Source organism: Pseudomonas sp. SDO5591_S426 (assembly GCF_054070755.1).
On record NZ_JBSVXD010000161.1, the window covers coordinates 1 to 13633 of the forward strand.

The 13633-nt window shown below is 57.5% G+C and carries 14 protein-coding genes; 5 read left to right on the top strand and 9 right to left on the bottom strand.

Going from position 1 to position 13633, the window contains the following annotated elements; translation table 11 throughout:
- Positions 1–85: 85 nt before the first annotated feature.
- From ACW9JC_RS23660 to ACW9JC_RS23680, 5 genes are all read right to left on the bottom strand, one after another.
- Positions 86–832: a YebC/PmpR family DNA-binding transcriptional regulator gene (locus tag ACW9JC_RS23660; RefSeq protein WP_338582627.1), complete on the bottom strand. Its 747-nt coding sequence runs from the start codon at positions 830–832 to the stop codon at positions 86–88.
- Positions 833–962: 130 nt separating this feature from the next.
- Complete coding sequence (gene aspS, locus ACW9JC_RS23665; protein WP_338582628.1) at positions 963–2738, bottom strand: aspartate--tRNA ligase; 1776 nt, start codon at positions 2736–2738, stop codon at positions 963–965.
- Positions 2739–2858: 120 nt separating this feature from the next.
- The gene (locus ACW9JC_RS23670) at positions 2859–3080 is read right to left on the bottom strand and encodes an FmdB family zinc ribbon protein (RefSeq protein WP_007977333.1); all 222 of its coding nucleotides are present in this window, start codon (positions 3078–3080) and stop codon (positions 2859–2861) included.
- A 123-nt stretch (positions 3081–3203) separates the two neighbouring features.
- Positions 3204–3554: a ribbon-helix-helix domain-containing protein gene (locus ACW9JC_RS23675; RefSeq protein WP_457457978.1), complete on the bottom strand. Its 351-nt coding sequence runs from the start codon at positions 3552–3554 to the stop codon at positions 3204–3206.
- Positions 3555–3813: 259 nt separating this feature from the next.
- Positions 3814–4281 carry a Dps family protein gene (locus ACW9JC_RS23680; RefSeq protein WP_457457980.1) on the bottom strand — a complete coding sequence of 156 codons (468 nt, stop codon included), beginning with the start codon at positions 4279–4281 and terminating at the stop codon, positions 3814–3816.
- A 309-nt stretch (positions 4282–4590) separates the two neighbouring features.
- Here ACW9JC_RS23680 and ACW9JC_RS23685 point away from each other — a divergent pair, with 309 nt between their 5' ends.
- Entirely contained in the window at positions 4591–5193 is a 603-nt protein-coding gene (locus ACW9JC_RS23685) for a cold-shock protein (RefSeq protein WP_338582630.1), read from the top strand.
- A gap of 59 nt (positions 5194–5252) precedes the next feature.
- Here the strand turns inward: ACW9JC_RS23685 and ACW9JC_RS23690 are convergent, their stop codons facing one another.
- On the bottom strand, positions 5253–5459 hold the full coding sequence (locus ACW9JC_RS23690) for a SlyX family protein (RefSeq protein ID WP_077045694.1): 207 nt from the start codon (positions 5457–5459) through the stop codon (positions 5253–5255).
- Between the two features lie 3 nt (positions 5460–5462).
- Positions 5463–5888: an HIT domain-containing protein gene (locus tag ACW9JC_RS23695; protein ID WP_457457993.1), complete on the bottom strand. Its 426-nt coding sequence runs from the start codon at positions 5886–5888 to the stop codon at positions 5463–5465.
- A gap of 916 nt (positions 5889–6804) precedes the next feature.
- Between ACW9JC_RS23695 and ACW9JC_RS23700 the strand changes: the two genes are divergently transcribed.
- Positions 6805–8127, top strand: a complete 1323-nt coding sequence (locus ACW9JC_RS23700; RefSeq protein WP_457457983.1) for an OprD family porin — start codon at positions 6805–6807, stop codon at positions 8125–8127.
- A 229-nt stretch (positions 8128–8356) separates the two neighbouring features.
- Here ACW9JC_RS23700 and ACW9JC_RS23705 read toward each other — a convergent pair whose 3' ends face one another.
- Positions 8357–9199, bottom strand: a complete 843-nt coding sequence (locus ACW9JC_RS23705) for a mechanosensitive ion channel family protein (RefSeq protein WP_457457985.1) — start codon at positions 9197–9199, stop codon at positions 8357–8359.
- A gap of 138 nt (positions 9200–9337) precedes the next feature.
- Complete coding sequence (locus tag ACW9JC_RS23710) at positions 9338–9823, bottom strand: YajQ family cyclic di-GMP-binding protein (RefSeq protein WP_060539637.1); 486 nt, start codon at positions 9821–9823, stop codon at positions 9338–9340.
- A 142-nt stretch (positions 9824–9965) separates the two neighbouring features.
- On the opposite strand from ACW9JC_RS23710, the gene ACW9JC_RS23715 reads away from it, so the two are divergent.
- Genes ACW9JC_RS23715 through ACW9JC_RS23725 form a run of 3 tightly spaced genes read left to right on the top strand, consistent with a single transcriptional unit; the run spans position 9966 to position 13550 of the window.
- Positions 9966–10883: a putative 2-dehydropantoate 2-reductase gene (locus ACW9JC_RS23715; RefSeq protein ID WP_457457987.1), complete on the top strand. Its 918-nt coding sequence runs from the start codon at positions 9966–9968 to the stop codon at positions 10881–10883.
- Positions 10884–10928: 45 nt separating this feature from the next.
- A complete protein-coding gene (locus ACW9JC_RS23720) occupies positions 10929–12965 on the top strand; it encodes a sensor histidine kinase (RefSeq protein ID WP_457457989.1) in 2037 nt (678 codons plus the stop codon).
- A 3-nt stretch (positions 12966–12968) separates the two neighbouring features.
- Positions 12969–13550, top strand: a complete 582-nt coding sequence (locus ACW9JC_RS23725; RefSeq protein ID WP_457457991.1) for a cob(I)yrinic acid a,c-diamide adenosyltransferase — start codon at positions 12969–12971, stop codon at positions 13548–13550.
- The last annotated feature ends 83 nt before the right edge of the window (positions 13551–13633 follow it).

Here is a 13633-nt window from a genome sequence, read left to right on the forward strand (position 1 = left end):
CTTTTAGCTCTTAAATCAAAAGATCGCAGCCTTCGGCAGCTCCTACAGGAAAGCGCACCAAAACCTGCGATCTTTTTATGAGTCATCAACCGAGCTGTGCGGCGACCGACTCCGGGATTTCGGCGTTGGAGTAAACGTTCTGCACGTCATCCAGGTCTTCGAGCATGTCGATCAGCTTGAGGACTTTCTCGGCGCCTTCCAGATCCAGTTCGGCGCTGGTGGTCGGCAGCATGACGATTTCGGCGTCATCACCTTTGAAACCGGCCGCTTCCAGCGCATTACGCACGGCGTAGAACCCGGAGAACGAGGTGAACACATCGATCGAACCGTCTTCGTTGGTCACCACGTCATCGGCGTCGGCTTCCATGGCCGCTTCGATCAGCGCGTCTTCGTCGACACCGGCAGCGAAGGAGATCTGCCCCTTGCGCTCGAACAGATAGGCAACCGAACCGTCGGTACCGAGGTTGCCGCCACACTTGCTGAACGCATGGCGAACAGCGGCAGCGGTGCGATTGCGGTTGTCGGTCATGCACTCGACCATCACCGCCACGCCGCCAGGACCGTAACCTTCGTAGGTCAGTTCGACCATATCGTCGGTGTCGGCCGCACCTGCGCCACGGGCAACTGCCCGATCGATGATGTCGCGGCTCATGTTCGCGCCAAGGGCCTTGTCCAGCGCCAGGCGCAGACGCGGGTTGGAACCTGGATCACCGCCACCCTGACGGGCCGCGACAGTCAGCTCACGAATCCACTTGGTGAAAATCTTGCCTTTTTTGGCATCCTGACGTTCTTTGCGGTGCTTGATGTTCGCCCACTTGGAATGACCTGCCATAACTCGCTCCGAATTCTCTTTGAAACATTGCCCGCCACGCTGTTCCGCGCCGGCCGGCAAACAAAAAAATCTTGAACAGCTCTATCTATAAAGAAAGGGCGCATCCACGGATGCGCCCTTCTGGTCAGCCTTACTCGGCCTTTGGCGTTTCGCGCAGACGAATGTGCAATTCGCGCAATGCCTTGGCATCGACCTGACCCGGTGCCTGAGTCATGACATCCGCCGCGCTCTGGGTTTTCGGGAAGGCGATCACTTCACGGATCGACTGGGCGCCGGTCATCAGCATCACCAGACGGTCCAGACCGAAGGCCAGACCACCGTGCGGCGGCGCGCCGTACTTCAGCGCGTCGAGCAGGAAGCCGAATTTCTCTTCCTGTTCCGCTTCGTTGATACCCAGCAGACGGAATACAGTCTGTTGCATCTCTTTGCGGTGGATACGGATCGAACCGCCGCCCAGCTCGGTGCCGTTCAGAACCATGTCGTAGGCACGGGATAGCGCGGTTGCCGGGTTGGCTTCCAGCTCTTCCGGGGTGCACTTCGGTGCGGTGAACGGGTGGTGCAAGGCGGTGAAGCTGCCGTCGTCGTTCTCTTCGAACATCGGGAAGTCGACGACCCACATCGGTGCCCACTTGCAGGTCAGCAGGTCCAGGTCGTGGCCCAGTTTGATCCGCAGCGCGCCCAGGGCTTCGCTGACGATCTTGGCCTTGTCGGCGCCGAAGAACACGATGTCGCCGTCAACTGCACCCACGCGATCAAGGATAGCGTTGAGGTTTTCCAGCGGGATGTTTTTCACGATCGGCGATTGCAGACCGTCAACACCGGCAGCGCGCTCGTTGACCTTGATGTACGCCAGGCCTTTGGCACCGTAGATACCGACAAACTTGGTGTAGTCGTCGATCTGCTTGCGCGGCATGCTCGCCCCGCCTGGAACGCGCAAAGCGGCGATACGGCATTTCGGGTCGTTGGCCGGGCCGCTGAACACCTTGAAATCGACTTCCTTGAGCTGATCGGCAACGTCAACCAGTTCCAGCGGGTTACGCAGGTCCGGCTTGTCGGAACCGTAGCGACGCATGGCCTCTTCGAAGGTCATGTGCGGGAAATCACCGAATTCCAGACCCAGCACTTCCTTGAACAGGTTGCGGATCATTTGCTCGGTCAGGCCCATGATCTCTTTTTCATCGAGGAAGCTGGTCTCGATGTCGATCTGGGTGAATTCCGGCTGGCGGTCGGCACGCAGGTCTTCGTCACGGAAGCACTTGGCGATCTGGTAGTAACGGTCGAAGCCGGCCACCATCAGCAGTTGCTTGAACAGTTGCGGCGATTGCGGCAGGGCGAAGAACGAACCGGCGTGGGTACGGCTCGGCACCAGGTAGTCGCGAGCGCCTTCCGGAGTAGCGCGGGTCAGGATCGGCGTCTCGACGTCGAGGAAGCCGTTCTCGTCCAGGAAGCGACGGATGCTGGTGGTCATGCGCGAACGCAGACGCAGCTTCTCGGCCATTTCCGGGCGACGCAGATCCAGGAAGCGATAACGCAGACGGGTCTCTTCGCCGACGTCGGAGAACTCGTTCAACGGGAACGGCGGGGTTTCCGATTCGTTCAGCACTTCCAGTTCATAACCGAGGACTTCGATCATGCCCGACGCCATGTTGGCGTTGGTAGCACCTGCCGGACGCAGGCGAACCTTGCCGGTGATCTTCACGACGTACTCGCTGCGCACGCGATCGGCGGCGGCGAAGGATTCAGCGCGGTCCGGATCGAACACGACCTGGGCCAGACCGTCACGATCACGGATATCGAGGAAAATCACCCCACCGTGGTCACGGCGACGGTGGACCCATCCGCAAAGGGTAATTTCCTGGCCTTCCAGGCTTTCGTTCAGTTGGCCGCAATAATGGCTGCGCATCATGGTCGTGGTTTCACTTCTCGTAATTCGAAATTCGGTTGGAGATCCTGCAGCAGCCCCCGCCTTTAAAAAGTCGTCGGGTGATGCAAGAGCACACGTGTCGTTCAACTCAGGTTCCAGACCTTAGTCAGCTTTGTCGCCGCCGGCCAGGTTCTTCTTGGAACCGGTCTTGAAATCGGTTTCGTACCAGCCAGTACCGCTGAGGCGGAAGCCCGGCATGGACAGCATCTTCTTAAGTTCTGGCGCCTGGCACGCAGGGCAGTCGACCAGCGGTGCATCGCTGATCTTTTGAATGGCTTCCAACTGATGACCACAGGAAGCACATTGATAATCGTACATCGGCATGGAGGTTGTCTCGGCGATCAGATTGCTACCGCACACGCGGGGTTTTGCGGCAAAGAGCGGGATTATATCCATTAAATGCGGCCTGTGCAGCCGTAAGACTGCACAGATCGACATGCGACCCTTTCACTGCCGAGACTGAGGCATCACCCCACAACCTCCTTCCTTGAGACTGTGTACAACACAGACCACCCGCACTAGTCCGCTGAAGTTCTTCACCCCACCATGGCGCAAATGCACTTCGCGGTCCACGTGGGACAACAACGCGCTGACCGAGCAGCCATTGAGCCGGGCGATTTCGCCCAGAATATCCCAGTAAACCTGCTCAAGTCGCAAACAGGTGGCGAAGCCATTCAACCGCACCGACCGGGACAAAGGCTGAACCAGCCCCATATCGAATTCACTGACAAATGGATCAATCCTTTTGTCCTTTACAGGATCAATCCTCCCCTCGTTTCGCCTGTCTCCATAAACCATGTCGTTGACACTCCTTTGCCATCTAGCGGTTTTCATAAGCACGCTTATAAAACCGCGAGGGCAAAGTTATATCCAGATGACTTTATGACCGTCTGCGTAGGATAAGCCAACAGCTGAGGGCAGATCGTGGAGTGCGTCCTACGCCGCAGGTTTTCCCACGCAACCTGGCGAAAATTCGCTCAACAGACAGGTGTTTTTCGAAGCTAAAGACGACGCGCCAACAGCACCCACAGGGCGTCATTCGCGCGCCAAAGTATTACTAATCCAGCAGGGCGCGGAGCATCCATGCGGTTTTTTCGTGAACCTGCATACGCTGGGTCAGCAGATCAGCAGTCGGCTCGTCGCTAACTTTGTCGAGCAGCGGAAAGATCCCGCGAGCCGTGCGGGTGACGGCTTCCTGCCCCTCGACCAATTGCCTGATCATGTCTTCGGCGGCAGGCACGCCTTCCTCCTCTTTAATAGAGGACAGTCGCGCATAAACGGCGTAGGCACCGGGAGCAGGAAAACCGAGGGCACGAATCCGCTCGGCAATCGAATCGACCGCCAGGGCCAACTCGTTGTATTGCTCCTCGAACATCAGGTGCAGGGTCCGGAACATCGGGCCGGTGACGTTCCAGTGGAAGTTATGGGTTTTCAAATAAAGTACGTAGGTGTCCGACAGCAGACGCGAAAGTCCGTCGACGATGGACTTGCGATCCTCTTCACTGATACCGATATCGATTGCCATGTTTTTCCCCTAAAGGTGATGAAATTCATCCAACAGGTGCAGGACCACTCTAGCAAGCCTGTCGCCGCATCGCAGCCCTGGATCGCCCATGAGCCTGCGACAAATCGCCCCCGACACACCGCTGGACGCCCTGATTTGAGTAGCCTGCGGCTTTGCTGTTAAATAGACAGCGTGTCGTGGGTGCCTATTTTTTCCGGGTGCTGCGCATAGGCTGATATCGGGTACGTGTCCAACGCCTCCTATTGTTCTGAAGCGAACCGTGCCTCATCAGCTCTTCCTTGTGAGCTGTCTTAACGTGAGTCAATCAAAATGTTGAAAATCGTCCACCTGCTAATAGGTGCAGCGGCTTTGCTGCTGTCCTTCATCCCTAGCCTGCGTTCCGAAGCCGTACCTTACCTGCAACAGCCCGATGCACTGTACCTGGCCCTTTTCGGCCTGCTTAACCTCACTCTCGCACCTGTCATCCCTTACTGGAACAAAGGTCCACGTCATCAACTGCAAAACCTGGTCAGCGCCCTGCTGGTTCTGGCTGTCGTTCTGCAAACCCTGACGCTGATCGCACCGATGCCTGTCATCGCCGGTCAACCTGCCGTTCTGTTCAGCCTGGTCGCCGCCCTGGTCGCTGTTTTTCTGCACCTGGCCATCAGCTTCTACAAATCGTCACCGGCTGCCGCTTCGCCAAGCTACGACATGAGCAACCGCGATACCGGCACCGTCAAGTGGTTCAACACCTCCAAAGGCTTCGGCTTCATTTCCCGCGATTCCGGCGACGATATTTTCGTGCACTTCCGGGCCATTCGCGGTGAAGGTCACCGCGTTCTGGTCGAAGGCCAGCGCGTGGAATTCTCCGTGATGAATCGTGACAAAGGCCTGCAAGCCGAAGACGTGATCGCCGCCCTGCCGCGACGCTGATCCGAGGCAAAAAAAACCGCGAACAGCCTGGCTGCTCGCGGTTTTTTATTGCCTGCATTTCAGTAATGCGGAGGCGGTGCCTCTTCTTCGAAAGTCTCGAATTGGCCGGCCATTTCTTCCTGGCGCTTGAGCAGCGCCGCCATCTGCAATTGCAGGCGTTCCACCGCCCGCTGCTGCGCTGCCAGCACATCATTCAACGCCTGGATGGTGTCATCCTGAAACGCCAACTGACTCTCCAGATCGGTAACGCGATCTTCCAGGCTCATGATTCAACCCTCCACGAACGTGAAATTATCGGTCAGCGCCAGGCGCAACCGCTCGCGAATCGCCGCGACCTGCTCTGCGCTGTACGGCTTGGCCGGATGTTTACCCCAAACCGGAGCGGGCCAGGCGGCGTCCTCTCGTTTACGCACGATCACATGCATGTGCAACTGACTGACCACATTGCCCAGCGCGGCGACATTCAACTTGTCAGCGTCGAACGAGTCCTTGAGCAACTCCGACAAAAGGGTCGTTTCCTTCCACAGTTGCAGTTGATCGGCGACATCCAACTGAAATATCTCACTGATATCGTCGCGACGAGGCACCAGGATGAACCAGGGATAGTTCGAATCGTTGGACAACAGCAACCGGCACAGCGGGAAATCACCGATCGGTAGCGTGTCTTGTTGAAGTCGTGGATCTAAAGCGAACACTGCGCGCACTCCCGCCAGGTCATCAATTTTCAGCTTAGCGCCCATCCCGAGAGATCGTGCACCAAGCGACTGGACGGCAGCATACCTGCGAACGCCGCCAGCTTCACGACCAACCACGCTGCGATCCCCTCGAGGTTCCAGTAACGGACGCCAGAGCGCCCCGGGATGAACCACTTCTCAGCAAAACGCACCATTAGCGAACCGGCGATACCACAAAAAGCGCTGAAATGACCGAAACACAACGATGCGCTCATGCTCCGGGAGCCGCCAAGCTGTATGGATTCAGTACAGCAAATAAAAATTTTTGCACCAAAACCGCACAGTGCGTCTACGCTGACTGCTTCGCATATCCGCCAATTACTCAATGGCGGGGTGAACCGGTAACGTTTCTGGTTGTCACGCGGCGGTAACAGGATGGTCAACACGATGCGAAGGATGGCGTCAAGTCCAACCACAAGCAGGATGAAACCCCCGGTTTTATGAGGTTTTTACGGCACCAGGCGGCGCATTAGAAAAAAATATCCATGGAATGCTGATTTGTGCACGCTTGTTGCATTCACACCCACATCGTCTATAAGGCACCGCTGGAAGCGGGAACCCTTTAGACCAATTAAAACAGTGGCAGGGTAGCCCGATGGAGATTCAAACGTTTCACCAGGGACTCTTTTTACCGATGCACCAGCCCAGAAAAACAGCATTAAAGTTGTCAGTCCGGTTGCATCGGGGCTGTAAATTTGCGACATCTAGCAAGCTGTTTGCGACAGGCTCGTAAAGAAGCTGAAAGGTTAGATGCGCAAGTATCGCCAACATTGTCGGCGTGATATAAGTTTGCGCCGACACAAAAAGAAAGAGCCGCCCAGATAATAAAACAGGTGGGACGGCAGTACTCTTCTAAAAACCAAAGGAGCAAATCACGATGCGCGTGATGAAGTGGAGCATGATCGCACTGGCTGTTGCAGCAGGCACCTCGCAGTTCGCAATGGCGTCCTCCCAGGACGAATCCAAGGGTTTCATCGATGATTCGAGCCTGAAACTCAAAACCCGTTTTGAGTACATGAACCGCGACTTCAAAAACGGTGCAGACAACAGTACTTCCGGTACTGCTGGCTATCGTCAGGATTCCGGTCTGAGCCAGTTGCTCACCTACGAGTCGGGCTTCACTCAAGGTACTGTCGGCTTCGGTATCGACGCCATGGCAATGGGTTCGGTCAAACTGGACGGCGGCTCGGGCCACCGCGGTAACGGCCTGTTCGCCAACGACAGCGACGGCAACCCGGAAAAATCCCAGGGCAAGGTAGGCGGTGCAGTCAAACTGCGTCTGTCCGACACCGTCCTGAAATACGGCCAACAATTCGTAGCCAGCCCAGTATTCGCAACCGACGACAGCCGACTGCTGCCTGAAGTCGCTACCGGCACCCTGCTGACCTCCAAGGAAATCAAGGGTCTGGAACTGAGCGCCGGTCGTTTTACCGCTCTGAGCAAGCAAACCGGTATGGCGCGTGACAGCATCGGCGGCATCTCCGAGACTGGCGGCGGCGAAAAAGGCCTGACCAACATCAACATCTTCGGTGCAAGCTACGCTTTCACTGACAACTTCACCGGTGCCCTGGCTGCATCCGATGCAGACGACTACTTCAAAAAGTACTACGTCAACCTGAACTACACCCTGCCGATCAATGACGAGCAGTCCCTGAACTTCGACCTCAACGGTTATAAAACCAAAGGTGAAGATCGCGGTGATCTGTACGATGCCCTGGGTGATGGCAACACCGGTGTAGACAACAACCTGTGGTCCCTGGCAGCTGCGTACAGCCTCGGCGCTCACAAGTTCACCGTTGCGTTCCAGCGTTCCAGCGGCGACAACATGTACTACTATGGTGTTGACGGTGGCAGCGCCATCTTCGTTTCCAACTCCATTCAAATCTCCGACTTCGTGGGTCGCGAAGAAAAATCCTGGCAGGCTCGCTACGACCTGAACATGGCCACCTACGGCGTACCTGGTCTGAGCTTCATGACTCGTTACGTGATGGGTGACAACATCGAGACCGAAGGTCTGGGTGAAGGCAAGGAAAATGAGTGGAACCTGGAGTCCAAGTACGTAGTACAGGAAGGCCCAGCTAAAGATCTGTCGTTCCGCGTACGTTTCGCCAACTACCGTGCAAACGGTGCATATCAGGCTTACTCCAACGACAACTACGACACCCGTGTAATCATCGAGTACCCGCTGAGCATCCTGTAATCAGGGTGTAACCCCAGCAGTACTGTAAAAATAAAACCGCCCACCTCTTCAGGTGGGCGGTTTTTTTATGCCTGCCACATAATCAATACGCGGGGCAACCAACTTCATTTCATAACATTAGAACTTTTCCAGGTGAAGTGAATGACCAGTCACAAAAAAGCCCAAGTGACTATTCATCTCTTGGGCTCTTTGCCACCAGGCATTTTCAGCAACAACTATTGAAGTAGCCTTACTGCGTTGCGGCTTCCTGAACCACACGAACTACTCGCTGTGGAAAGGGAATGTCAATACCGGCCTTTTTCAAACGATCACGGGATTGCTCATTAAACATGAACATCACGTCCCAGTAATCCGCGGTCTTCACCCAGACACGCAGGGAAACAGTGATCGAACTGTCACCCAAAGTCGAAATAACTGCCTGCGGTGCCGGATCTGCCAAAACACGCGGATCCTTGGCCAGGTCCAGCAATACTTGACGGGCCTTTTGCAAGTCCGCTTCGTAATCGACGCCCACGTCAAACACTACCTTGCGGGTCGGCTGACGGTTGGTGTTGGTGATGATGCCATTGGACAAGTTACCGTTTGGCACGATGATGGTTTTGTTATCGCCGGTGCGCAGCACGGTGTGGAATATCTGGATACTGTCGACAGTACCGGCCACACCCTGGGCTTCGATCCAGTCACCGATGCGAAACGGGCGGAACAGCAGAATCAACACGCCACCGGCGAAGTTTGCCAGGCTGCCTTGCAATGCCAGGCCGATGGCCAGGCCCGCCGCACCGATGGCCGCCACGAACGAAGTGGTTTCCACACCGATCATCGACGCCACGCTGACGATCAGCAGGATCTTCAGAATGATGTTTGCCAGGCTGCTGATAAAGCCTTGCAACGCCAGGTCAGCATTGCGCAACGCAATCAGGCCGCCGAGTTTTTTCGTGACCTTGTTGATCAACCACCAGCCGATGGCGAGAGTGATGACCGCCAGCAGCACACGGCTGCCGTATTCCATGATCATCGGGATCCAGGTTTGCGACACCTTGACCAGGTTATCTACTTCAGCATTCAAGTCCATCTACGTTCTCCTGATTTCCGGGCACCCGGCACGCGAAAAATAAACGGCAGAAAGGATCGAGCCCTTGCGGGGTCAACCATTTCTACCGTTGCTTGGGCCTCGGACGCCGAAAACGCCGAGAGGTTCCCGCTGTGTACGTCAGTCGCGGAAGTTGTTGAACTGCAGCGGCATACCGAATTCCTTGGCGCGCAGCGCGGCAATGGCTTCCTGCAGATCGTCACGCTTCTTGCCGGTGATGCGCACTTGCTCACCCTGAATGGCAGCCTGGACCTTCAATTTGGCGTCTTTGACGTGAGCGACAATCTTCTTCGCCATCTCTTTGTCGATGCCTTCCTTGAGGACGGCTTCCTGCTTCATCAGCTTGCCCGATGCGAACGCGTCCTTGACCTCAAGGCACTGCACATCGATTTTGCGCTTGACCAGGGCCAGCTTGAGGATCTCAATCATCGCTTCAAGCTGGAAATCGGCCTCTGCGGTCAGGTTGACGGTCAGGTCTTTTTCCTTGAACTCGAAGCTGCCTTTGCCTTTCAGGTCATAGCGACGATCGAGTTCCTTGACGGCGTTCTCGACCGCGTTGGTGACTTCGTGTTTGTCCAGTTCGGATACCACGTCGAACGACGGCATGTAATCTCTCCAATAAATAGGGGGCGCTCGATCAAGATGGAGCACGCCTGGCTTGCGGTAAAAATCCGCGCTGATTATAACGGGTCTTTCCGATCATTCACTGCGAGCTGTCCATGCGCGCGTCAAACAGAGCAAAAAGCTGATGTCCACCACCTGGCATATCCTCGGCGCCGGCAGTCTCGGCACGTTATGGGCCACGCGTCTGGCTCGGGCCGGGGTTCCGGTGCAGCTGATTGTGCGCGATGCCACACGCTTGCAGGCTTATGAGGCGGCTGGCGGGCTGACATTGGTCGAACACGGCGAAGCACAGTGCTACCCGGTACCCGCCGAAACACCGGACAGCGAAGCACCGATCAATCGCCTGCTGGTTGCCTGCAAAGCCTACGACGCCGAGCAAGCCGTTGCGCAATTGGCACCCCGCCTGGCCCCCGGCGCCGAACTGATTCTGTTGCAGAACGGTCTGGGCAGTCAGGACGCCGTAGCGGCGCAAGTACCGCAGGCACGCTGCATTTATGCCTCAAGCACCGAAGGCGCCTTCCGCGATGGTGACTGGCGCGTGGTGTTCGCCGGCCACGGGTTCACCTGGCTGGGCGATGCCGGCCATCCCGTCGCACCGATTTGGCTGGATGACCTCGACGCCGCCGGCATTCCCCATGAATGGAGCACCGAAATCCTGACCCGGCTCTGGCGCAAACTGGCGCTGAACTGTGCAATCAACCCGCTAACGGTGCTGCACGACTGCCGCAATGGCGGTTTGCAGGACCATAGCTGCGAAGTCGCTACTCTCTGCGGCGAGCTCACCGAGCTGCTTGAGCGCTGCGGTCAGCCCGCCGCTGCCGAGAACCTGCAACAGGAAGTCGAACGGGTGATCCACGCGACCGCCGCCAATTACTCGTCGATGTACCAGGACGTCAGCAACCGGCGCCGCACCGAAATCAGCTACCTGCTGGGTCATGCCTGCAAAGTCGCCTCCCGGCATCAATTGAACCTGCCGCACATCAATCAATTGCAGCAGCGGCTGATCACCCGCCTGCACAGCCTTGGATTGCCCAGCGACTGAGCAGCGGCTACGCTGGCCACTTGTTCCTTTGCAGCGATAACCCTGATGCCATTGCGCCAGCGCCTTGAAAACCTTCCTGTAGGCCAGAAACTGCTGGCCGCCCTGTTGGTGCTGTTGACCACTGTCCTGCTGGTCGCCAACCTGACCTTTATCAGCGCCGCGTATTACATCTCTCAGGAAAGCATGGCGCCCCAGGCCTTGCAGACCATTGGCCGCCTGGTCTCCAACCCGAGCCTGATCTCCGAAGCACTGGAATCGCCGCAAAGCGCCCAACGCCTGCTCGATGAACTCAACAGCTATTCGCCGTTACGTGCCGCGGCACTGTACGACGGCCGGGGCGAACGCCTGGCGCAGTTGCAGCATGGCGATCACTTGAAATTGCCGGAACGTTACCGGCACATCGAATCGTGGCAAGCCACCGAGTTTCGCAGCAATCAAATCATCACCCTGCCCCGCCCCGGTGCCGCACCGGGTCATTTGCTGTTGGTGGCCAGCAGCGAACTGCCGATGGCGTTCTACACCGGGACTCTCACAGCCAGCCTCGGGATCCTGATCTTCAGTGTGCTGTTGTGGCTGATCATCGCGCGGCAGATCAAACGCCTGATCACCCGGCCGATCCATCAACTCGAAGAGCTGTCCCGGCAAGTAACACGGGAAGAGAACTACGCCTTGCGCGCCTCCCGGGGCAACCACGATGAAATCGGCAGCCTCGCCGAGGCGTTCAACACCATGCTGTCGCGCATCGAAGCGCGTGAGCAGCAGCTCAAACGGGCGCGGGATGATTCCCAGGCCGCCTACGATCAGGCCCAGGGCCTGGCCGAAGAAACCCGCCATACCAATCGCAAGCTGGAACTCGAAGTCCAGGTGCGCAGCAAGATCGAGAAGAAACTCACCGGGTTCCAGAACTACCTCAACAGCATCATCGACTCCATGCCATCGGCGCTGATCGCCCTCGACGAACAGCTCTACGTGACGCAATGGAACCAGGAGGCCAGCGCCCTCTCCGGCACCCGCCTGGACGAAGCCCTGAATCAACCGATCTTCCTCGCCTTCGAGCCGCTCAAGCCGTTTCTGCCGCAACTCAAGCAAACCGTCGAGCAGCACACAGTGGCCAAGATCGAGCGCGTGACCTGGGTCAAGGACGATGACGCCCGCCATTACGCTCTGACGTTCTATCCGCTGATGGGCGGTGCCGGGCGCGGCGTTGTGATCCGGATCGATGACATCACGCAGCGCCTGTCGCTGGAAGAAATGATGGTGCAGTCAGAGAAAATGCTCTCCGTCGGTGGCCTCGCCGCCGGCATGGCCCATGAGATCAATAACCCGCTGGGGGCGATCCTGCACAACGTGCAGAACATTCGCCGACGCCTGTCCACCGAACTGCCGAAGAACCTCGAACAGGCCGAGCAGGTTGGCGTCGAGCTGTCGACGGTCAACAGCTACCTGCAAGCGCGGGAGGTGCCGCAGTTACTTGACGGCATTCAGCAGGCCGGCGCCCGGGCGGCGAAGATCGTCACTCACATGCTCAGCTTCAGTCGCCGCAGCACCCGGCAAATGGCCCCGTGCGACTTGCCGGCGCTGATCGACCAAGCCGTGGAAATCGCCGGTAACGACTTCGACCTGGCAATCGGTTTCGACTTCAAGGGCCAGGCCATCATTCGCCAGTTCGATCCGGCACTCGGCCCGGTCCCCGGCACCGCCAACGAACTCGAACAAGTCCTGCTCAACCTGCTGAAAAACGCCGCCCAGGCCATTCACCAGCGCGAAGACGACAGCGAACCGGGGCGGATCATTCTGCGCACCCGGCTCAACCCGCCCTGGGCGGAAATCCAGGTCGAGGACAATGGCATCGGCATGAGCGAAAACGTGCGCAAGCGTACTTTCGAACCGTTTTTCACCACCAAGGAAATTGGCCAGGGCACCGGTCTCGGGCTGTCGGTTTCGTATTTCATCATCACCAACAATCACAAGGGCCAGATGGAAGTGCAATCGACCCTCGGCCAAGGCACTTGTTTCACCTTGCGCCTGCCACTGGCGGGCACCCCGCTCGTCTCTCAAGAACTCAATCAGCTATCGAGGTAACCCATGGGCTTTCGCTTGTCGAAGATTTACACCCGCACCGGCGACAAAGGCGAAACCGGACTGGGCGATGGCCGCCGCGTCCCCAAGGATCACCCGCGGATTGAGGCCATTGGCGAAGTTGATTCGCTGAACAGTCAGGTCGGTGTATTGCTGGCCGGGCTCACCGCGCAAAGCGCCGAATATCCGGGACTAAAGGAAGTGATCGAGGTGTTGGCGCCCTGTCAGCATCGGTTGTTCGACCTTGGCGGCGAACTGGCGATGCCGGAATATCAGGCGTTGAACGCAGCAGAAATCGAACGCCTGGAAGCAGCGATCGATGTGTGGAATGAAGAGCTGGGGCCGCTGGAGAATTTCATTCTGCCGGGTGGCTCGGCGTTGATTGCCCAGGCCCATGTCTGCCGCAGCCTGGCGCGCAGTGCCGAACGCCGCTGCCAGCAGTTGAATGCGATTGAGCCGTTGGCCGGGGTTGGCCTGGCGTACATCAATCGGTTGTCGGATTTGTTGTTTGTGGTGGCACGGGTGATTGCCAAGCGCCAGGGGGTTGCCGAGATTCTTTGGCAAGCGGCGGCGAAGCCTGAGGTTTAGTCGGCGGCTACAAGGACGCCATCGCGGGCAAGCCCGCTCCCACAGTGACCGCGCCGAACACAATATTTGTGTACGCCACTAAA

Coding starts and splice junctions, on each gene's coding strand:
- ACW9JC_RS23660 (WP_338582627.1), bottom strand. CDS start 832: ATGGCAGGTCATTCCAAGTGGGCGAACATCAAGCACCGCAAAGAACGT.
- ACW9JC_RS23705 (WP_457457985.1), bottom strand. CDS start 9,199: ATGGACTTGAATGCTGAAGTAGATAACCTGGTCAAGGTGTCGCAAACC.
- ACW9JC_RS23710 (WP_060539637.1), bottom strand. CDS start 9,823: ATGCCGTCGTTCGACGTGGTATCCGAACTGGACAAACACGAAGTCACC.
- ACW9JC_RS23720 (WP_457457989.1), top strand. CDS start 10,929: ATGCCATTGCGCCAGCGCCTTGAAAACCTTCCTGTAGGCCAGAAACTG.
- ACW9JC_RS23680 (WP_457457980.1), bottom strand. CDS start 4,281: ATGGCAATCGATATCGGTATCAGTGAAGAGGATCGCAAGTCCATCGTC.
- ACW9JC_RS23675 (WP_457457978.1), bottom strand. CDS start 3,554: ATGGTTTATGGAGACAGGCGAAACGAGGGGAGGATTGATCCTGTAAAG.
- ACW9JC_RS23725 (WP_457457991.1), top strand. CDS start 12,969: ATGGGCTTTCGCTTGTCGAAGATTTACACCCGCACCGGCGACAAAGGC.
- ACW9JC_RS23690 (WP_077045694.1), bottom strand. CDS start 5,459: ATGAGCCTGGAAGATCGCGTTACCGATCTGGAGAGTCAGTTGGCGTTT.
- aspS (WP_338582628.1), bottom strand. CDS start 2,738: ATGATGCGCAGCCATTATTGCGGCCAACTGAACGAAAGCCTGGAAGGC.
- ACW9JC_RS23685 (WP_338582630.1), top strand. CDS start 4,591: ATGTTGAAAATCGTCCACCTGCTAATAGGTGCAGCGGCTTTGCTGCTG.
- ACW9JC_RS23700 (WP_457457983.1), top strand. CDS start 6,805: ATGCGCGTGATGAAGTGGAGCATGATCGCACTGGCTGTTGCAGCAGGC.
- ACW9JC_RS23715 (WP_457457987.1), top strand. CDS start 9,966: ATGTCCACCACCTGGCATATCCTCGGCGCCGGCAGTCTCGGCACGTTA.
- ACW9JC_RS23670 (WP_007977333.1), bottom strand. CDS start 3,080: ATGCCGATGTACGATTATCAATGTGCTTCCTGTGGTCATCAGTTGGAA.